The sequence below is a fragment of the uncultured Allofournierella sp. genome, assembly GCA_944382705.1.
Taxonomy (GTDB): Bacteria; Bacillota; Clostridia; order Oscillospirales; family Ruminococcaceae; genus Allofournierella.
On the sequence record CALWNE010000046.1, the window covers coordinates 51,553 to 70,522 of the forward strand.

17 protein-coding genes are annotated in these 18,970 nt (G+C 51.5%); 13 read left to right on the top strand and 4 right to left on the bottom strand.

Annotation, left to right across the window (positions count from 1 at the left end; genetic code table 11):
* Nucleotides 1-91: 91 nt before the first annotated feature.
* From gmk to ACH2EM_RS07045, 4 genes are all read right to left on the bottom strand, one after another.
* Nucleotides 92-787: a guanylate kinase gene (gmk, locus tag ACH2EM_RS07030; RefSeq protein ID WP_395151423.1), complete on the bottom strand. Its 696-nt coding sequence runs from the start codon at nucleotides 785-787 to the stop codon at nucleotides 92-94.
* 234 nt (nucleotides 788-1,021) lie between these two features.
* Nucleotides 1,022-1,492, bottom strand: coding sequence for an NUDIX domain-containing protein (locus tag ACH2EM_RS07035; RefSeq protein WP_395151424.1), 471 nt, complete (start codon nucleotides 1,490-1,492; stop codon nucleotides 1,022-1,024).
* Between the two features lie 19 nt (nucleotides 1,493-1,511).
* Nucleotides 1,512-4,019 (bottom strand): glycosyltransferase, encoded by a 2,508-nt coding sequence (locus ACH2EM_RS07040; RefSeq protein WP_395151425.1) that lies wholly within the window; start codon nucleotides 4,017-4,019, stop codon nucleotides 1,512-1,514.
* Nucleotides 4,020-4,243: 224 nt separating this feature from the next.
* On the bottom strand, nucleotides 4,244-5,773 hold the full coding sequence (locus ACH2EM_RS07045; protein WP_395151426.1) for a YifB family Mg chelatase-like AAA ATPase: 1,530 nt from the start codon (nucleotides 5,771-5,773) through the stop codon (nucleotides 4,244-4,246).
* Nucleotides 5,774-6,097: 324 nt separating this feature from the next.
* Between ACH2EM_RS07045 and ACH2EM_RS07050 the strand changes: the two genes are divergently transcribed.
* The 13 genes from ACH2EM_RS07050 to dnaG all read left to right on the top strand — a co-directional run bounded on the left by ACH2EM_RS07050 (nucleotide 6,098) and on the right by dnaG (nucleotide 18,931).
* Entirely contained in the window at nucleotides 6,098-7,810 is a 1,713-nt protein-coding gene (locus tag ACH2EM_RS07050; RefSeq protein WP_395151427.1) for a phospho-sugar mutase, read from the top strand.
* A 448-nt stretch (nucleotides 7,811-8,258) separates the two neighbouring features.
* A complete protein-coding gene (locus ACH2EM_RS07055) occupies nucleotides 8,259-8,954 on the top strand; it encodes a YveK family protein (protein ID WP_395151428.1) in 696 nt (231 codons plus the stop codon).
* On the top strand, nucleotides 8,951-9,706 hold the full coding sequence (locus ACH2EM_RS07060; RefSeq protein WP_395151429.1) for a CpsD/CapB family tyrosine-protein kinase: 756 nt from the start codon (nucleotides 8,951-8,953) through the stop codon (nucleotides 9,704-9,706). The genes ACH2EM_RS07055 and ACH2EM_RS07060 overlap by 4 nt, the downstream gene beginning before the upstream one ends.
* Nucleotides 9,707-9,755: 49 nt before the next feature.
* Nucleotides 9,756-10,511 carry a tyrosine-protein phosphatase gene (locus tag ACH2EM_RS07065; RefSeq protein WP_395151430.1) on the top strand — a complete coding sequence of 252 codons (756 nt, stop codon included), beginning with the start codon at nucleotides 9,756-9,758 and terminating at the stop codon, nucleotides 10,509-10,511.
* 63 nt (nucleotides 10,512-10,574) lie between these two features.
* The gene (locus ACH2EM_RS07070; RefSeq protein ID WP_395151431.1) at nucleotides 10,575-11,162 is read left to right on the top strand and encodes a hypothetical protein; all 588 of its coding nucleotides are present in this window, start codon (nucleotides 10,575-10,577) and stop codon (nucleotides 11,160-11,162) included.
* 432 nt (nucleotides 11,163-11,594) lie between these two features.
* Nucleotides 11,595-12,383: a class D sortase gene (locus tag ACH2EM_RS07075; protein WP_395151432.1), complete on the top strand. Its 789-nt coding sequence runs from the start codon at nucleotides 11,595-11,597 to the stop codon at nucleotides 12,381-12,383.
* 155 nt (nucleotides 12,384-12,538) lie between these two features.
* Nucleotides 12,539-13,270 (top strand): hypothetical protein, encoded by a 732-nt coding sequence (locus ACH2EM_RS07080; RefSeq protein ID WP_395151433.1) that lies wholly within the window; start codon nucleotides 12,539-12,541, stop codon nucleotides 13,268-13,270.
* 98 nt (nucleotides 13,271-13,368) lie between these two features.
* Nucleotides 13,369-14,310 (top strand): D-alanyl-D-alanine carboxypeptidase family protein, encoded by a 942-nt coding sequence (locus ACH2EM_RS07085; protein WP_395151434.1) that lies wholly within the window; start codon nucleotides 13,369-13,371, stop codon nucleotides 14,308-14,310.
* Nucleotides 14,311-14,628: 318 nt separating this feature from the next.
* Nucleotides 14,629-14,832 carry a 50S ribosomal protein L31 gene (rpmE, locus tag ACH2EM_RS07090; protein WP_395151435.1) on the top strand — a complete coding sequence of 68 codons (204 nt, stop codon included), beginning with the start codon at nucleotides 14,629-14,631 and terminating at the stop codon, nucleotides 14,830-14,832.
* 203 nt (nucleotides 14,833-15,035) lie between these two features.
* The gene (locus ACH2EM_RS07095; RefSeq protein WP_395151436.1) at nucleotides 15,036-15,656 is read left to right on the top strand and encodes an IMPACT family protein; all 621 of its coding nucleotides are present in this window, start codon (nucleotides 15,036-15,038) and stop codon (nucleotides 15,654-15,656) included.
* A 100-nt stretch (nucleotides 15,657-15,756) separates the two neighbouring features.
* Nucleotides 15,757-16,761, top strand: a complete 1,005-nt coding sequence (locus ACH2EM_RS07100; RefSeq protein WP_395151437.1) for a deoxyguanosinetriphosphate triphosphohydrolase — start codon at nucleotides 15,757-15,759, stop codon at nucleotides 16,759-16,761.
* A 32-nt stretch (nucleotides 16,762-16,793) separates the two neighbouring features.
* Entirely contained in the window at nucleotides 16,794-17,117 is a 324-nt protein-coding gene (locus tag ACH2EM_RS07105) for a DUF2500 domain-containing protein (protein ID WP_395151438.1), read from the top strand.
* A gap of 44 nt (nucleotides 17,118-17,161) precedes the next feature.
* Nucleotides 17,162-18,931, top strand: coding sequence for a DNA primase (dnaG, locus tag ACH2EM_RS07110; protein WP_395151439.1), 1,770 nt, complete (start codon nucleotides 17,162-17,164; stop codon nucleotides 18,929-18,931).
* The last annotated feature ends 39 nt before the right edge of the window (nucleotides 18,932-18,970 follow it).

Genomic DNA, 18,970 nt, shown 5'->3' on the forward strand with positions numbered 1-18,970 from the left:
CTAGCCTCGGCGCACCAAGACGCAGAACTTTACCGGGCGGCGCCACCTGGTACCTGCCTGCTGCGTGCAGCAGTGTGTGCCGAAGGAAGAATCAGTTCCGTTTGATGGACAAAATCTCATTGGCCAAATCGGACTGAATGGGGAATTCACTCCCGATGTAGCTGGCCAGAAAGGTTTTCATGCTATTGCGGCTGTACCGGTTTCCGTGGATAATCTGGCCCAAACGGCGAACGGTTTTTTCCACCGTGTCGTTAATCAGGATATAGTCATACTGCTCGGCACAGAGCACCTCCTCCTGTGCGGTGCTCAACTGCTCCTGAATCTGCGCTTCGCTCCGTGTGCTGCCTTGGCGCAGCCGCTGCTCCAGCTCGCTCCAGGAGGGGGGCATGATGAAAATCAAGGTAGCATCCGGGCAGAAGGTGCGTACCTTCATGGCACCAATGACATCAATGTCCAAAATCACATTGCGGCCGGCTTTGCGCAGACTTTCCACTGCATTGCGGGGAGTGCCGTAGCCAATGCCGTTCTTGTAGCCGTATTCCAGCAGTTGATTGGTGCGAATCAGCCGGTCGAATTCATCGTGGGTTACAAAATAGTGGTCGTCGCCGTCTTCTTCATCTGGGCGCTGGGGGCGGGTGGTAACGGTAACGCACTTACAGGCGTTGGGGTGCTGGGCGATGTATTCGCGAATTACGGTGCTTTTGCCCACGCCATTGGGGCCGGAGATGATGACCAACTGGCCATATTCTGCGATTTTATCAAAATAGGATTTGTTGTTGCTCGTCATAATGGGAAACCACCTTTCTTAGATAACTGGGAGTATGGGTCCCTGTACCTATATTATGATACTTGATTTGTGAAAAGTCAATAAAATATTTTTTAAAATAGAATAATATTAGAGTGAAAAGCATATAAAATCGCTGGAAATAATGCGTCCAACCAGCTTAAAACAAACAGAAAAACACCCGCAAACCCCAGGGGGCATTGCGGGTGTTTTGATACGGTGCGTGGAAAGTTTGCCTTAGGCAAGGGGGAGAGGGCTTCCGTTCAGGATAGCCTGGCACAGGTGCGGGCCCTGGTAGCGCAGGGTGAGCAGAAAGAAGGGTTGCCCCTGCGCCAACAGTTTTAAGAAGATTCGGTCACCTTCCCAGAGGGGAAGCTCCGGAACCTGGCTTTTGTGCACCCACTGAAGCTGACCTTCGGCACAGTCCTGTACAGTGCCGGAAAAACCACAGCTGGTAAACAGGTGCATATATTCCGTAGGCCATTCATCGGAAACAAAGGTTACAATCCCCCGGCACTGCCAGCTGTTCAGGGTAAGACCTGTTTCTTCGGTTACTTCTCGCCGCAGACATTCGTCTGGGCTCTCTCCGGGTTCAAATTTGCCGCCCACGCCAATCCACTTGCCTGCGTTAGGGTCCTGGTTCTTTTTGGTGCGGTGCAGCATCAAATAACAATCGTTTTGCTCAATGTAGCATAGGGTAGTGTTCATGCTTGTTGCCCTCTGACAGTTATACAGGCGCTTTGCCAAATACAATGCCCACCAGCTTGCGTTTTACACGCTTTAAAAAAGACTTTGTGGAGCGAACGGAAGCTTTGGCAAGAGAAACGGATAAACGCAGTATGTACCGGCCTCCACGCCAAAGGATACGCAGAATGGATTTGGCAGAGGACTTGATGCAGCGCAGACCTCGTTTGAAAAAGCAGAGGAACTGTACGCCCTTGCGATAAAAGAAGGAGCAGCCTTTTTCCAGCCACAACAAAATCTGAAGCAACAGGCAGAGGAAGGTGGGTTTTCCGGCCGTAAGGAGCAATTGGTTTTGCTGCTTCAAACGCAGGGTTTCCTGCTGCAATTCTTTAATTTGCAAGCCCCGCTCGGCATTTTCGTCGTAGGTTTTTTGGAGCTTGGCCCGCAATTCCTTGAGCTGAATGCCCCGCTCGGCTTTTTCGTCGTAGGTTTTTTGCAGTTTGGCCCGCAATTCCTTGAGCTGAACGCCTCGCTCAGCCTTTTCATCGTAGGTTTTTTGCAGCAGTTTCTGTTTTTGGAAACAATCCACTCGAAAGGAAGCAGGTGCAATTACAAGGGTGGAAAATTCCATGGCCTCCGTCAGAGGCAGGTAGCAGTACAAAAAGTTTTCTGCAAAGGACAAATTTGCATAAATGCGAATGGCATTTTGCAGCAAACGATGCATGAAATGCCGCACATAGTAAGACTGGGTATCGCTCCAGTTGGTCTGGTTTTCAAATCGATGCACCAGCTCAGTATAAGACCGATAGTATCCATAGCTGTGAGCAAAGCTAGCCTGCTGGGTCATGATTGAATTTTTACGGTATCTCCGCTTGAAGTAGCAGTTGGGTACCCAGGCGGTTTTGGGGGCACAGCACATGGAAATGCAGGTAAAGAAGTTATCCTCATGCAGGATGCGGGGAATAAACCAGAGATTCAGCTCCTGCCAGTAGCTGCGGCGGATAAACTGCAAGCAGCAGGAGGAATAGAGCTCGCGGTTTGATTCCATTGCGGCCAGCATATCAATACCGGGGCGGGCCTGGGAATAATCGTTCCGGCGGTGGTATAAATGGATGTTGTTGCGCACAAACTGCTCCTCTACCTCGGGGTCATCGCTGAAGCAATCCGCATCAAAGTAAATAATGGACAAATCCTCGGCGCAGGCCTTGCGGTACAATTCCTCCAGTGCTTCACTGCTGAGGATATCGTCTCCATCCATAAAATAAATATATTCACCACAGGCTTCCTTCAGGCCATGGTTGCGGGCAACGGAAAGTCCGCTGTTCTTTTGGGAGATTACCGTAAACCGGCTATCACGCCGGGCGTAATCCAGGGCGATTTCCAGGCTTTGGTCCTCGGAACCATCGTTCACACAAATAATTTGAATGTTTTTGAGGGTTTGGTTGACAATGCTGTCCAAACAGGGCTTGAGGTACTCTCCGATGTTATAGATAGGGACAATTACAGATACAGCATAGGGTTGATTGGTGCATCTTTGCAAGCACTCATATACAGTGGAATACTGCTTCAGCAAGCCGTTTTGCCGGACAGTATCCATCTGTAAGACCAGATCTTTAATTTTTTTATAGTTTTCCGAAAAATCGGCGTAAAACTCCGCCGGTTCATTTAAGAGATCCTTCCATAGAAAATCCAGTTCTGCCAGCGCAGAAAGGATTTTTTGACGAGGGATGATTTCTGTCATGGTGTTCAGGTTGAACAGGATGCCGGAGAAAAACAGCTTGCAATAACTCTTTTTCAGCAGAGGGAACAACTGGTGCTGCTGAAGAGTGTGATAGATGGCCGCATAGGCTTGCACAAAGCAGCATGGATTCTTTGCTTTACCGCTTTGGATATTGCCGCCTTGCCCGATTCGGTAATTGGTGAAGGGAAGGTTTACCCAGGTGATGCGCTCCGCCAATGCCAGGGCGCACATGGTAAAATAGACATCGTTGGAGTTTTGCAGCGGCTGAAATTGTAGTTGTTGAGCCAGAATAAAGGAACGGCGGAACGCTTTGGTCCAGGGAGCAGGGGTGGTGATGGTAAGCAGGTTGTCCGGCAAATCGTTTCGATTGAATACGGTGCGCTCGCCAATTAAATCTTTGCGCAGGTAGCTGGGCATATCCCGATATTCCTGTTTGACATGATGATAGGTGCGGCCGCCAAACAAAACCACATCAGCATCCTGCTGCGTGGCTTGCTCATAGACAGCTTGGAGCATTTGGGGTTCAAAAAAATCGTCGGAATCCAAAAAGATTACATACTCGCCCTGGGCAACTTCCAGGCCCTTGTTGCGGGCAACGCCTGCGTACAGGTTTTTTTGTTTGATAACACGAATTCGGGAATCCTTGTTCTGGTACTGTTCCAGCAGCTCTAAAGAACCATCGGTGGAGCCATCGTCCACACAGATAATCTCAAAGTTTTGAAGGGTTTGCGCAAGGATGCTGTCAAGGCATTGGCCAAGATAGGGTGCAGTGTTATACACGGGAAGAATAACAGAAACATTTAGCTGCATTGAAAGATTCCGTCCTTTTTGTGTTTTTGGGAGTTACCGCTCACCTGACCGCAGATAACGCCTCGGTACAGGATGATTTCCGCATGGGTAAACTACATGAAGAATTGCCGGTTCAAATACACTTGAATCGGCAATCTGCTCAGTTCTTATTTAAAGTTAATTATAATGTTTTTTGTCAGATAAAGTCAAGATAGAACGACCTGACCAAAGATTAATAGGACTGCTTACTGGTCGTACCAATAGGTGCGATCCATGCTTCGGTATTGCAGCGCTTCTGCCAGGTGTGCAGCTTGGATTTGGGGGCTGCCTGCCAAATCGGCAATGGTGCGGCTTACCTTCAGGATGCGATCGTAGGCACGGGCGGAAAGGCCCAGACTGTCGAAAGCTTTGTGAAGCATGGCGGCGGCGGTGCTGTCCAGCTGGCATACCTGCCGAATTCCCCGGCTGGTAAGGTGAGCGTTGCACAAAACCCCGGTGGTCTCGTACCGCTGCTGCTGGATGGCACGGGCAGCCATGACCCGCTCCAGGATAGCCTGGCTGGACTCTCCTGCCTGGCTGCTGCTAATTTCCTCGTACAGAACCGGGCTAACCTCCACATGCAGGTCGATGCGGTCCAACAAAGGGCCGGAGATACGCTGGCGATACCGATCCACCGCACTGGGGGTACAGGTGCAGGCCCGTGTGGGATGACCGAAATACCCGCATTTACAGGGGTTCATGGCGGCCAGCAGCAAAAACTGGCTGGGATAGGTGGCACTGCCGCTGGCCCGGCTGATGGTAACCACCCCATCCTCCACCGGTTGGCGCAGCACCTCCAGGGTATCCCGGCTGAATTCCGGAAGTTCATCCAAAAACAGCACTCCGTTGTGGGCAAGGCTCACCTCACCGGGGCGGATGTGCGCACCGCCGCCAGCCAGGGCGGCACAGCTTACGCTATGATGCGGGCTGCGGAAGGGCCGGCAGGTGAGCAGACCGGAACCGGAAGGAAGCAAGCCGGCTACAGAATAAATTTTAGTGGTATCCACGGCTTCCTGCCGGGTAAGGGGCGGAAGGATGCCCGGCATTCGCTTGGCAAGCATGGATTTGCCGGTGCCCGGAGGGCCCAACAGCAGCACATTGTGCATACCCGCAGCGGCAATTTCCAGTGCCCGGCGGGCTGCCAGCTGGCCCTTTACATCGGCAAAATCCGGCACATCCAGGGCCGAGCCAGCAAAGAAATCCGGACAGGGGACCGGCTGCAAAGGTTTTTCTCCCGTGAGGTGCTCCACCACTTCCCGGGCAGTATTGGCGGCATAAACGGTGAGGCTGCCTGCACTGGCGGCTTCTGCTGCATTTTGGGCAGGCACAAACAGCTGGGTAATGCCCGCCTCGGCCGCCGCAAGGGCCATGGGCAGAATGCCGGTGATGGGCCGCAGACTGCCATCCAGCGAAAGCTCGCCCACAAAGGCCAGGTGGTCTGGCAAGGGGGCCAGCTGGCCAGCGGCGCACAGCAGGGCAAGAAAAACCGGCAGGTCATATACGGGGCCGGTTTTGCGCAGATGCGCCGGGGCCAGATTAACGGTAATACGGCTGGCTGGCCAGGCAAACCCAAGGTTCTTGATGGCGCTGCGCACCCGGTCGGCTGCTTCTTTTACGGCGCTGTCTGGAAGGCCCACGATGGAAAATTGCGGCAATCCGCCGCTGATGTCCGCTTCGGCAGTTACAGCAAAGCCGGAAAGACCATTTACTCCAAAACTTTGTATCTTTGCAAACATGGCAAAACTCCTGTTCCCCTGCCCGTTTCAGGGCAGATACGGTACCTTTTGGTTAATTAAAGTATAACGCCCCTTGCCAATGTACACAAGGGCAAAGGGCAGGGAATAAAAAGGATTGCATCGTTTGAACAGGGCGGCCCGCTGCACCGGAACAGCAGCCGATAAAAAACAAAACAGCAGCGGGAGCTGGCCAGGTGACTTGCACAAATAAAAACGCTATATTATAATGCAACTATACGGACTGAAAAATAACAATCTGCCACGGTCCGCATTTATGAAGATTTTGCCCCCAAACCAAAATTTATCAAGGAGCAGGTGTTTGCAATGTACAAAAGTGAATACGAGCGCTGGTTGGCATATGAGCTGGATGATGCTGATTTGAAGCCCGAATTAGAATCGGTGAAGGATAACGATGAGGCCATTCAGGACCGATTTGCGGTGTCGCTGCAATTCGGTACCGCAGGTTTGCGTGGCGTGATTGGTGCAGGTACCAATCGCATGAATGTTTATGTAGTGCGTCAGGCAACCCAGGGCTTGGCCAACTGGGTTAAAACCCAGGGGGGAAGCCAGACTGTGGCCATCAGCTACGACAGCCGCATCAAAAGTGATGTGTTTGCAAAGGCAGCCGCTGAGGTGCTGGCAGCCAATGGAGTAAAAGTGCGGATTTACTCTGCCCTCATGCCCGTTCCGGCTTTGAGCTTTGCCACCCGCTATTACGGCTGCAACGCAGGCATTATGATTACTGCAAGCCACAACCCCGCCAAGTACAACGGCTACAAGGCCTATGGTCCCGATGGCTGCCAGATGACCGACGAAGCCGCCGCTGTGGTGTATGATGAGATTCAAAAAACCGATGTACTCACCGGTGCAAAGTCCATCTCCTTTGAGGAGGGCGTGGCACAGGGATTGATTCAGTATGTGGGTGAGGACTGCTGCGAGGCCCTGTATAAAGCCATCGAAAGCCGCAGCGTGCGCCCCGGCCTGTGCGAGACCGCCGGCCTCAAGCTGGTGTACAGCCCCCTGAATGGCAGCGGCCTGGTGCCCGTTACCCGTGTACTGGCGGACATTGGCATTACGGATGTTACCATTGTGCCGGAACAGAAGGACCCGGACGGCAATTTCCCCACCTGCCCCTATCCCAACCCGGAAATCTTTGAGGCGCTGCGCTTGGGCCTTGAACTGGCCGAAAAAGAGGGCGCAGACCTGATGCTGGCCACCGACCCCGATGCAGACCGTGTGGGCATTGCTGTGCGCTGCAAGGACGGCAGCTACCAGCTGCTCAGCGGCAATGAGGTGGGTGTACTGCTGCTGGATTATATCTGCAAGGCCCGCATCGAAAAGGGCACCATGCCCCAGAATCCTGTTATGGTAAAGAGCATTGTATCCACTCCTTTGGCGGATGTGGTAGCTGCTCACTATGGCGTAGAGTGCCGGAATGTGCTCACCGGGTTTAAGTGGATTGGCGACCAGATTGCCCAGCTGGAGGCTGCCGGCGAAGTGGAACGCTTTGTGTTTGGCTTTGAGGAGAGCTATGGTTACCTGGCTGGCTCCTATGTGCGGGATAAGGATGCCATTGTTGGCAGTATGCTGATTTGCGAGATGGCTGCCTACTACCGCAGCATCGGTTCTTCCATTAAGGAGGAGCTGGAGCGTATCTACGCAACCTTCGGCCGCTATCTGAACCTGGTGGACAGCTTTGAGTTCCCGGGTCTGTCGGGCATGGATAAGATGGCAGGCATTATGCAGCGGCTGCGGCAGGAACCTTTGAAAGAGATTGCAGGATACAAGGTGCAGTGCGTGGAAGATTATAAAGCACGCACAATCACGGATTTGACCACTGGCCAGGTGAGTGCCATCCAGCTGCCTGCATCCAATGTGCTGATTTACCGTTTGGGGGGTGGCGCAAGCGTAGTGGTGCGCCCCAGTGGCACCGAGCCCAAAATCAAAACCTACTTCACCACTCTAGGCAAGAATCTGGAAGAAGCCCAGCAGCAGAAAGACGCACTGGCTCAGGCACTTGAACCAGTGCTGGCATAAGAATTGCAGCGTTTGCTGTAAAATAGCCTTTCACGGGCAGCTCCTTAGGGGCTGCCCGCTTTTGTTAATGGATTTTGCAGAAAAAAGATTTTTTAAAAATACAAGGTTTGTGCCTATTGCTAAAAAATGGTCAAAACAGGTTTGAAATATTGCAGATAACAAAAGAGTGTGATATAATCTGACACGATAATAACATGAAACATGTAGTAGGGAAGTTCTGGAAACCCTGTTTGCGAATGAATTGCGAATTTTAATTATGCATTTTCAATGATGCAATTTTGCTGTGCAGCAGCCAGTGTGTTTAGAAAGAAATTCGTGTGTTTTGTGTTTTCGCTTTAATAATAGAACATTCAGCAAAGACAAACTTACCAAATACTGATTTTTTTAATTATGGAATAAAAATGATAAACAGCACGCTGGCTGTTGAGTGAATTCAGGGGGTCGAAGAATGGAACAGGAATACGAGAGCATTGACTTGCGGGAAATATTTTTTCTGCTGAAAAATAATGCAATCAGCATTGTGGCAAGCACATTGGTGTGTGCAATTGTGGGTTTTTTGGTCACAACCTTCCTGATTACGCCTCAGTACGAAGCAAGTGCAACCATGATTGTAAACTCCCAGCAAAATCAGGCCAATGCTAACATTACCAACGATATGATTACCACCTCCAAGAATCTGGTCAATACATATGGCATTGTTATCAAAAGCGATACGGTGCTTCAGCAGGTGATTGATGCGCTGAATTTGGATATGACCTACGAGGAGATGCGCAACCGGGTGCAGGTGTCCGCCGTGGATTCCACCCAGGTAATGCGTATTGCGGTACAGGATGCAAATCCCGCACAGGCCAAGGCAATTGTGGGCAAGATTGTGGAAATTGCGCCGGATATTGTTCGGGATGCCGTGGAGGCAGGTTCAGTAAAGGTGATTTCCGATGCTCGGGTAGGTGAGAATCCGGTTTCTCCCAACAAGATGATGAACACGGCAATTGCCGGTCTTCTTGGCTTGGTACTGAGCGTTGGCGTTGTGTTCCTGCGGGAGATGATGAACAACACCTTCAAGACTGACGATGACATTCAAAAGCATCTGGGCTTTACAGTGCTGGGTGTAATTCCTTATGTAAACTTGGAGGATGAAGGATGAGCTTTAAATTGCCTGGCTTTGGAAGTAAAAAAAGCAATCGAAAGAACAAGACTCATTCCATTGCCCGTAAGTTGCAGATTATCTCTAAGGATGCGCCGTTCCAGTATGTGGAGGCTTACAAAACCCTGCGTACCAACATCAATTTTATTGCGGCCAGCAGCGGCTGCAAAAAGATTGCAATCACCAGTTCTATCCCTGGTGAGGGAAAAAGCAATGTGGCAGTTAATCTGTGTGTAACATTGGCAGAAAGCGGCAAGAAGGTTTTGCTGATTGATTGCGACCTTCGCAAGCCGGTGGTACATAAGTATCTGCGAATCAACCGTAAGGCTTTGGGACTTACCAATATTTTGAGCGGTGAGGCTAAGCCGACAGATGTCATTGTGCGGTTCAGCGACCTGAACATTGATGTAATTACTGCCGGTGTAGTTCCGCCTAACCCTGCCGAATTGTTGGGCAGCGCCCGTATGGCAAACTTGCTGGAAAGCTTGAGTGACCAGTACGATTACATCATTATTGATACTCCCCCGGCTTCGGTTGTAACCGACGCTGTGGTAATCAGTGCAATTGTGGACGGCATTCTGTTTGTGGTAAGCCATGCCAATGCCACCGTAGAATCTGCGGAGCTGGCAAAGAAGAATCTGGAGGCTGCCAATGCCAACATCATTGGTGCGGTACTGAACGGATTTGATCTTAAGAGCGCCAGTAAGGATACCGGCTATTATTACTCCTACGAGTACGGTTACTACAAGTAACAGCAAATAGCTGTTTGCAAAGCTTTGTTGATATAAAAGGAGTGGACTCATGACCGATTTGCATTGCCACATTCTGCCTGGCATTGATGATGGGGCACAAAATGTTCAGGAGTCTCTGGAGCTGATTCGCCGCCAGATGGCGCAGGGGGTAAATCAGATTGCGCTTACCCCCCACTTTAATGCAGAGCGCATTACGGTGGACGAGTTTGTTCACAAGCGGGCCGCTGCTTACGAAGTGCTGCAGCAGGCAGTGAAGGCCGAAGGCTTGGATGTTGCTTTTAAGCTGGGGGCGGAAGTGTTTTTTAGCTCCAACTTAGTAGAGCTGGATTTGGACCCCCTTGTACTGGAAGGTACCGACTATTTGCTGGTGGAGTTTTCTCCCACCTTTTACCCCACATGGGCCAAGGATGTTTTTTATCAGCTTGGTCTGCAGGGAATTACTCCGCTGCTGGCTCATGTGGAACGGTACCCCTATATGCTTAGTGATCCCACCCGTTTGTTTGACCTAGTAAATGCCGGGGCGGTAACACAGGTGAATGCCAGCAGTCTGCTGCGCAGTGGTTCACGGCAGGCCATGGTCCGAAAGTTCTTTAAATGGAACCTGGTTCATGTGCTTTCCACCGATACCCACTCGATGGATAAGCGGCCTCCGCTCATGAGCGATGCTCTGCGCAAAGTGGAGGAATGGGAAGGCAGCCAGATGGTTCGCTATCTGGAAAAAAACGGTGCCGCTGTGTTCCGTGGCGATGAGCCTTCGTTAAGAGATGCCACAAAGCCCAAACATTTGTTTGGACGATGGTTTTAACCCTGATATAACACGAAATTCGTGTTATATATATAATATTTTTGAGAAAGGAGAACGACACCAATGAAGAAAGTAGTTTCTACCGTTGCAGCTCTGGCTCTGGCTGGCGTTATGGCCACCTCTGCTTTTGCTGCTACCACTGCTGAGCTGCAGGAAGTTGCCAACAAGTACAAGGGCACTCTGGCAGGCTACGGCGTAACCGCACAGGAGGTTGACAGCCTGGTCAACGCTCTGGATGCTTCCAAGGTTGATGCCGCTCGTGCAGAGAAGGCTGTTCGGGATCTGGAAGCTCTGGTGAACAACAAGACCCTGAATGCTGCTGATGTTCAGAAGAACCTGGACAACGCTGTGGCTGAGCTGAAGGCTGCTCTGGGCGGTCAGGTTGAGATTGACTACGGCATGATCGATGTTAACGCTGACGGCAAGGTTACCCTGCCCAACGGCGTTAAGGTTACCGTTAATGGTATAACCGCTGACACCAATCCCGTAGCATTCGAGGCTGAAGGCGCTGCTGCTACCACCACCCCTGCTACTGGCAACAACGGTGTTATCAAGACCACTGGTCTGAACACTGCTGGTGTAGCTGCTATGGGTCTGGCTGTGGTTTCCGCTCTGGGCGTGGCTGCAGTTAAGGCTAAGAAGGGCGAGTAATCATCCTTCGTATGGCAAATGATGTGTTTGCCACATAATTTGCTGACAAACAAGGAAAGGACCCCTGGGTGCTAACTTTCCTTGTTTTTTGTGTATATAAGGACAGTTTTGTCTGGTCTGATTTATGGAAAGCGAAAGATGTTTTCTGTTAAGCCAAAAAAGATGTACTGACAGACCTGTTTTGGGGAAATGTAGTGCTGGAGACTGGAACCGGTATTACATCCCCAAAGGCGATTTGCAAGATGATTTGGCAATGCCAGAGGGCAGATGCAGCAAAACTGTATTAACATAAATAAGTGTACAACAAACGACTTGTAGCCAAGGAAATTGGTTTGCAGAGGTTGCTTCATGTGGCAGCGTTGCCCGATAGAAAGGGGCTTCTGGTGTTCCGTTTAAGCAAACGGCATGAGGTAATTTGGAAAGGAGCGTTTTATGGCGGTTTACCATAATCCACACAAAGGCAATGAGCGAACCCTGCGCACAGCGCAGACAAGCGGAACTCGCACACGGACATCGAGAGCGGGGCAGAATGACCCTACACCTCAGCGGAAAAAGGTCTCGCCCGCCCGCAAATTCATGGTTTTTGTGGGAACTCCCATCCTGTTCTGTGCATTGACCATGGCTGTGCTGACGGTGGCTGTGGAGCCTACTGCACGGCCTTATTTAGGGCTGGCAAGCTATTTGTTTGATGCCCAATTGGAGGATACACAAAATACAAATCTCTATGAGCAGTTGGGGCAGGATTTGAAAAATGCCACCGTGATTCCTTTCAGTGAACTGGTGTACCCCAATAAGGGAGACCAGTATGGCCATATCAGCATTGCGGGCACCAGTGTAGATGCCCCGCTGTACTACGGAGATTCCACCAAAGAGCTGAACCGTGGTGTAGCCACTTACGCCGATTCCTCCGGTGCGGGCATTCCCGGCGAAGGGGAAACCGTTTTGCTGGCGGCCCATAACAATACCTTTTTTAATGGGTTGCAGGATGTAAAAGTAGGCGACTTGGTAACGATTGATACCCATTACGGAACCTACACCTACCGGGTTACTGATATGAAGGTGGCGGATCACCAGGATGACACTACCTATGATTTTAGCCGTACCGATGAAAACCTGATTATGTATACCTGCTACCCCTTCGATGCGCTGGGCTTTACCCCCGAACGCTACTTTGTGTATGCAGAGTATGTGTCCGGCCCCGTAATTGATAAGCAGAGCTAAGGAGGAACTAGGCAATGAAGCAAACCTATAAAAAGCAGGGCGTTTTTTTTTCGGCTGTATTAGCATGGGTGCTTAGCTTGCTGCTTGTTTTACTATCAGTAGTTGGAGTTGTTGCACTTACTATTTGTAATAAAGGGTATCTTCAGCAGCAGGTTTTGAAAAGCGGTTACAGTGCTCAGGCACTGGAGAACCTGAAAGAAAACTATACCAGCTATGGCAGTGCAGGCGGTATGTCCAGCGAGGTGATGACGAGCTTTATAACGGCAGAGCAGATTCAGCAGGACTTGTTCCGCTCCATTGATGAGTTTTATAAGGGCAACCGAGAAAAGTTGCAGCACCCCGAAGTGGGCCAGGCTGCTAAGGTTGCCATGGCTGCAAGCCTGGAAGAACGAGGCATTAAGATTACGGATGAAATTGACAGTGCCTTGGAGCAGATGGCGCAGCTTTGCCAGACGGACTACGAAAACTATGTGCGCATTTCGCTGGCCAGCCTAGTGGCGGCCTATATGCCCAAGCTCACAAAGCTGGCCTGGGTGGCAGCAGGAGTGGTGGCAGGCGTTACTTTAATTGCCCTGATTTTGGTGTTGAGTGTGCAACGCACAGCGCCAGCTCGTCTGCGTTGGTGCATCAATGCTTTTTCCGGTGCGGCACTGTTCTGCGTGCTGGTTCCCATCTTGTTTAGAATCTTTGTAAAGATGGAAAATCTGCGGTTAAGCCCAGCATCCTTTAAAAACCTTCTGGTTTCGTATACTAATAGCATGGTGAATGTGTTTTTCTACTTTGGGTTAATTTATGCGCTGGTTGTGGTTGCCATGGCACTTGCCTGGCGTGCCGCTTTCAATCGCAGCAAACAGGCCTACCAGGCACGGAAGGCAATGGAATACTAACAGCAAGCCGGAATGCGGTGGCATAAATAGGCTGACTGCAACAATGAGCCTGCTTCAGTGTGGGCCTTGGAAGAATACAGAAAAGGAAGCAGTTTAGTATGGCTCATGAGATGAACTATTTTACAAAAGAAGAAGTAAAGCGGATGGAAAATGCAGAGGCTGGGGTTCAGCGACAGCAGCAAGAAGCAGAAGAAACACGCCAACTTTTTCATGGAGTATCCAGGCAGTTTGCAATGGTGCTTTGGGGTGTGGCAGTGGTTGCTTTGGTAGCATTGGTGGTTTTGCTGAGCATGAGCATGGCCGGCAAAGGCAGCAAGCAGAATGGAGAGCAAAACCCAGGAATGGGCTTGGAGATGGCTGCCGACCAGGATGCTCAATCTCAGGAGGTTTTGCCTCAGCAAGATCCTGAAGAAGAACAAGCCCAAATGCAAGAGTCACAAGAGATCCAAGGCCCCAATGTAACCGCTGAGGATTGGTTTGTGGTGCTGGCAGGCCCTGGTACCCCCTTGCCAGATGGATTTGAACCGGAGACGGCTGTTATCAACGATGCGGGCTTTGAGATGGACGCAAGAGTGGTGGAAGCCTTTCAGGCAATGGATGCGGCAGCCCGTCGGGCGGGCATCCAGATGCAGGTGATTTCCGGCTACCGTGGCCCCGAGCGCCAGCAAAGCTTTTACGAACAAGAGCTGAGCAACGCCGAAAGCCAGGGCCTTGCTGGAGCAGAAGCGGAACAGGCTGCCCAGCGCATTGAGCAAAAGGCCTATGAATCGGACCACAACACCGGCCTGGGTGTGGATTTGCTGCCGGAAGACGACCTGCACAAGAACCAGAACTCCATCTCGGAGAGCAGAGAGTTTGCCTGGTTGCAGCAGAATGCCGCCGACTACGGTTTTGTGCTGCGCTACCCAGAAGACAAGCAGGACATTACTGGCGTGGAGTTCAAGCCCTGGCACTGGCGTTATGTGGGGGTAGAGCTGGCTCAGTTTATGGTGGAGAACAACCTGACTTTGGAAGAGTACTGGCAACAGTATCTGAGCTGAAACGAACCGGTGCTATCCACAAATGGTACGGAATCATACCGGCTGGCCCGGTGAGATGGAGCAGCGCTGCTTTGCCAGAAGTTTTGCGGCAAGTTTGATTGCCTGCAAGCCGGGCAGAAAAAATGCCGCAGGAAGCGAATCTGGGCGAAAAAATACTTGCCTTTTGCAAAAAGCTATGGTATAGTAGATAGGCAATCGTTCCGATGGCTGCTCCATACGCACAGGATGGCGTATGCTGGTAGCCTCCTATTGAAGGTTGTGATGGGCACATGGCTCAAGCATGGCCCCAAAAGTCATTAACCGAAAGAGGTGAAAAGAATGAAACAGGGTATCCATCCCAACTATGTGGAGTGCACCATCACCTGCGCCTGCGGCGAAGTGATTAAGACCCATTCCACCAAGCCCGCTATCCATGTGGAAGTTTGCTCCAAGTGCCATCCTTTCTACACTGGTAAGCAGAAGCTGGTTGACACCGGCGGACGCGTTGATCGCTTCAACCGTCGTTTCGGTCTCAAGAAGTAAAATCAAATGCCAAAAAGGCGGTTTGTTACAAACCGCCTTTTTTGTTGTCTTTTCTTTTATGATGCAGGATTGCCCTCCTTCATGGCCAGTATTGGAAATGAACCGGGCAAAATCCAAGCCTTGCAGCACAGGCGTGCCGCCCTGCCTGTTAGAGAAGCAGGCCTGTGCAGCAAGTCGTATCCAGTTCAGAAAGGAGCCGTTCCATGCAGGATTACCGAACCCTACAGGGCACCAGTGTGGCTGAAATTGAGGAAAAACGCAGCCGCTTTATTGCCAGTGCCAGCTTTGCCGATACCGAGGAAAAGGCCCTGGCCTTTTTAGAGCAGACTCGGGCAGCCAACCGAACGGCTCGGCACAATGTTTATGCCTATGTACTGCGGCAGGATGGCCGAATGCGTTATTCGGACGATGGAGAGCCGGCCAAAACTGCTGGACTGCCGGTGCTGGAAGCCATTCAGCACGCAGGACTTACCGACTGCATTGTGGTGGTAACCCGTTACTTTGGCGGCACTCTGTTGGGAACCGGCGGATTGGTAAGAGCTTATACCGAAAGCGCCTCGCAAGCTTTGCAAGCTGCCAAAATTGTGACGGTTCGCAGCTGTGTAACGGTGGAGGTAACAGTGGATTACAGCTTGTATGAACGAGCAATGCTGTTGTTTGCAGAGGTAGGGGCTCGCATGGAGGAGCCGGTATTCACCGACCAGGTTTTTTTGAAGGGGACCATGCCCCAGGGAGCCGAAGCGCCCTTACTGCCTGCATTTCAGGAACTGACCAGGGGTGCAGTGGTTCCGGTGGTATCCCAGCCCTTTTATACGCCTTTTTAAAAAATTTTTTCTCTTTTGAAAGTGTTTTAGCTCCTGTTCTCGTATATAGTATACAGATGGCTTTTTTGCTGCAAAATTTCTGAAAAAGGGGGCAGGCAGAATGGAAACCATTCGGGAACACACCCAGCAGATTGAACAGCAGATTCTGGCACCCAGCGCAGCCCACAGTGCTGCCAGCCGGGGCAGGATGCGCCCAGAGGAACCTTGTCCCATCCGAACCTGCTACCAGCAGGATCGGGATAGAATCATTCACTGTAAATCCTTTCGGCGGCTCAAGCAAAAGACTCAGGTGTTTCTTTCGCCGGAAGGGGATCATTACCGCACTAGGCTTACCCATACCCTGGAGGTCAGCCAGATTGCCCGCACCATTGCCAGGGCACTGCGCCTGAATGAGGACCTTACCGAAGCCATTGCTCTGGGCCACGATTTAGGGCATACCCCCTTTGGACATGCGGGAGAGCGGGCGTTGAACCAGCTTAGTCCCCACGGCTTTCGACATTACCAGCAGAGTTTGCGGGTTGTGGATTGCCTGGAGCGGGAGTTTCAGGGCCTCAATCTTACCTGGGAGGTACGCAATGGCATTATCTGCCACACAAAAGGGGCCTGGCCTGCAACGCTGGAGGGGTGTGCGGTACGCTATGCCGACCGCATCGCCTACATGAACCATGATATTGAGGATGCCATCACTGCGGGGGTACTGCGGCAGGAACAGCTGCCACAGGAAGTGCGCCAGGTGCTGGGCGAGACCAAAAGCCAGCGCATTGCCACGCTGCTTTCGGACATGATTGCCAATGGAGTAGAGTGGGGCCTGCACTTCAGCCCGGCTGTGGACCAGGCCTATAACACACTGCATAGTTTTATGTATGCAACGGTGTATGTGGATAAGGTGGCCAAAAAGGAAGAAGATAAGGTGGATAACATCATCGGTGCGTTGTATGAGCATTACAGCAACCAGCCGGCGCTTCTGCCCGAAGGCTTTTTGGCCATTGCATACCGGGAAGGCATTGATCGCGGTGTGATGGACTACATCAGCGGCATGAGCGATGCTTATGCAGTGCGTGTGTTTGAGGAATTGTTTGTGCCCCGAAAATGGCATATTTTGTGAAGAAGGTGACAGCAATGGGTATGGGATATGGAATGGAATTTCAAATAATTCCCTGGATTATTCGGCTGGGCGGATTGCTGGTTGTGGGAGTGCTGGTTTTTAACATCCTGGCCGGTTTGGTGCGGTGGTGCAAAAACAATGCATCCCCTATACTTACCATGGAGGCTCAGGTAGTGGCAAAGCGGGAATGGTGCAGCCACAACCGCCAGACACGCTACTTTGCTACCTTTGAGGTGGAAAACGGAAAGAGGATGGAGCTTGCTCTTTCTGGCAGGGAATATGGTTTGCTGACCCAGGGAGACATGGGTACGCTAACGGTTCAGGGAACCCGCTATAAGGGGTTTGAACGGCGCTGAATGGAGCCCTGTTTATATTTTGGTAAAAGAAAGGAGAGGGTGCAGTGATTCCCCACGAATATCTGGAAGAACTGGTGCGTCGGTGTGATATCACCGATGTGGTTGGCAGTTATGTACAGCTGCGCCATCGGGGCCGTACCCCCACGGGATTGTGCCCCTTTCACAGCGAAAAAACCCCCTCCTTTGTGGTATACCCGGACACCCAGAGCTTTTATTGCTTTGGCTGCGGAGCGGGTGGCGATGTAATTACCTTTATTAAAAAAATCAACAATCTGGATTATGTGGAAGCAGTGAAATATCTGGCGGGCCGTGCCGGTATGCCCCTGCCAGAGGAGGACGACCAGGTAGGGCGGCTGAGAAGCCGGGTGCTGGCCATCAACAAGGAGGCCGCCCGCTTTTACTTTGAGCAGCTGAACGGAACCACACCCCAAGCCCAGCAGGCCAGAAGTTACTGGCGAGGGCGGGGGTTGAGCGATGCCACCATCCGGCGGTTTGGCCTGGGCTATGCACCGGATCAGTTTGGGGCAGCCTTGGACCATCTCAAGGCAAAGGGTTACACCACCGAGGAGCTTTTGGCCTCCGGTTTGGTAAAGCGCAGTGAACGGGGCAACCTGTACGATGCGTTCCGCGGCCGGGTGATGACCCCTATTTTTGATTTGCGGGGCAATGTAATTGCCTTTGGCGGCCGGGTACTGGGAGACGAAAAACCCAAGTACATCAACAGCCCGGAAACACTGGTTTATAAAAAGAGCAAGGCCATGTTTGCCCTGAATCTGGCCAAAAAGAGTACCAGCCGCAGGTATATTCTGTGTGAAGGATACATGGATGTAATCAGCCTGCACCAGGCAGGCTACGACACAGCGGTAGCCGCCTGCGGCACCGCCCTTACGGCGGACCAGGTGCGCTTGCTGGCAGAGTACGCCGATGAAGTGGTGCTTTGCTATGACTCGGACGAAGCAGGCCAAAAAGCCACAGCCCGCAGTTTGGAGCTGTTTGCAGAAAGCCCGGTGCGTGTATTGGTGCTGAACATCCCCAACGCAAAGGACCCGGATGAATTCATTAAAAAATTTGGCAAGGATGCTTTTGACCGCTTGCTCAATGGCACCAGCAATGCCATTGAATATAAGCTGCAAAAGGTGCGCAAGCAATATGATATCACCCAGCCGGCCCAGCGGGCTGAATACATTAAACAGGCCATTCGGGTGCTGGCGGATAAAATAAGCCCCACCGAGCAGGATATCTATGCTGGGAGGTTGGCGGAGGAAACGGATGTTTCTAAAATTGCAATTTTAAACCAGCTGGAGGCGCTGAAAAAAAGCAACCAGCGCCGCCGCCAAAAGCAGCGGCAGCGGGAATTGCTGAACGAAGGACTGACAGCGGACATCCGCCTGCCCTACAATACCATGAACAGCGAAAAAGCCCTGGGAGTAGCCAGTGCAGAGCAGCAGCTGGTGGCAGCAATGATTCGCAACCCGGAGTTTATTCCGCTGATTCAACAGCAGCTGGGCCCGGATGATTTTTTGATGGAGGATATGGGCAAAGCCTACGGTGCTATTCTTACCTGCTGCCAGCAGGGAATGACACCGGATTTAACAAACCTGGCTCTCCGCCTGCCGGAGGAACTGATGAATCTGCTGGCTCGTTTGCTGGCCCGCAACTACGATGTGGGCATTGGACGGCGGGATGTGGAAATGTACCTGGAGCGAATCCATAGCAACCGCCCGGTCAGCACCAGTGCAGCCCAGATGAACAATGACCAGCTGAACGATTACTTTGAGCAGCTGCGCCGCAAAAAGGGCGGGGGAGCTGAATAAAAACCATCTTCATTCCGTGCGTTATTGCACAGGGATTTT

Excerpts from the sequence above, each read along its gene's own strand:
- ACH2EM_RS07060 (WP_395151429.1), top strand. The coding sequence starts at position 8,951 with ATGAGCTTTAAATTGCCTGGCTTTGGAAGTAAAAAAAGCAATCGAAAG.
- ACH2EM_RS07075 (WP_395151432.1), top strand. The coding sequence starts at position 11,595 with ATGGCGGTTTACCATAATCCACACAAAGGCAATGAGCGAACCCTGCGC.
- ACH2EM_RS07035 (WP_395151424.1), bottom strand. The coding sequence starts at position 1,492 with ATGAACACTACCCTATGCTACATTGAGCAAAACGATTGTTATTTGATG.
- ACH2EM_RS07100 (WP_395151437.1), top strand. The coding sequence starts at position 15,757 with ATGGAAACCATTCGGGAACACACCCAGCAGATTGAACAGCAGATTCTG.
- ACH2EM_RS07070 (WP_395151431.1), top strand. The coding sequence starts at position 10,575 with ATGAAGAAAGTAGTTTCTACCGTTGCAGCTCTGGCTCTGGCTGGCGTT.
- ACH2EM_RS07040 (WP_395151425.1), bottom strand. The coding sequence starts at position 4,019 with ATGCAGCTAAATGTTTCTGTTATTCTTCCCGTGTATAACACTGCACCC.
- ACH2EM_RS07105 (WP_395151438.1), top strand. The coding sequence starts at position 16,794 with ATGGAATTTCAAATAATTCCCTGGATTATTCGGCTGGGCGGATTGCTG.
- rpmE (WP_395151435.1), top strand. The coding sequence starts at position 14,629 with ATGAAACAGGGTATCCATCCCAACTATGTGGAGTGCACCATCACCTGC.
- ACH2EM_RS07045 (WP_395151426.1), bottom strand. The coding sequence starts at position 5,773 with ATGTTTGCAAAGATACAAAGTTTTGGAGTAAATGGTCTTTCCGGCTTT.
- ACH2EM_RS07055 (WP_395151428.1), top strand. The coding sequence starts at position 8,259 with ATGGAACAGGAATACGAGAGCATTGACTTGCGGGAAATATTTTTTCTG.
- ACH2EM_RS07065 (WP_395151430.1), top strand. The coding sequence starts at position 9,756 with ATGACCGATTTGCATTGCCACATTCTGCCTGGCATTGATGATGGGGCA.
- ACH2EM_RS07095 (WP_395151436.1), top strand. The coding sequence starts at position 15,036 with ATGCAGGATTACCGAACCCTACAGGGCACCAGTGTGGCTGAAATTGAG.
- ACH2EM_RS07050 (WP_395151427.1), top strand. The coding sequence starts at position 6,098 with ATGTACAAAAGTGAATACGAGCGCTGGTTGGCATATGAGCTGGATGAT.
- ACH2EM_RS07085 (WP_395151434.1), top strand. The coding sequence starts at position 13,369 with ATGGCTCATGAGATGAACTATTTTACAAAAGAAGAAGTAAAGCGGATG.
- gmk (WP_395151423.1), bottom strand. The coding sequence starts at position 787 with ATGACGAGCAACAACAAATCCTATTTTGATAAAATCGCAGAATATGGC.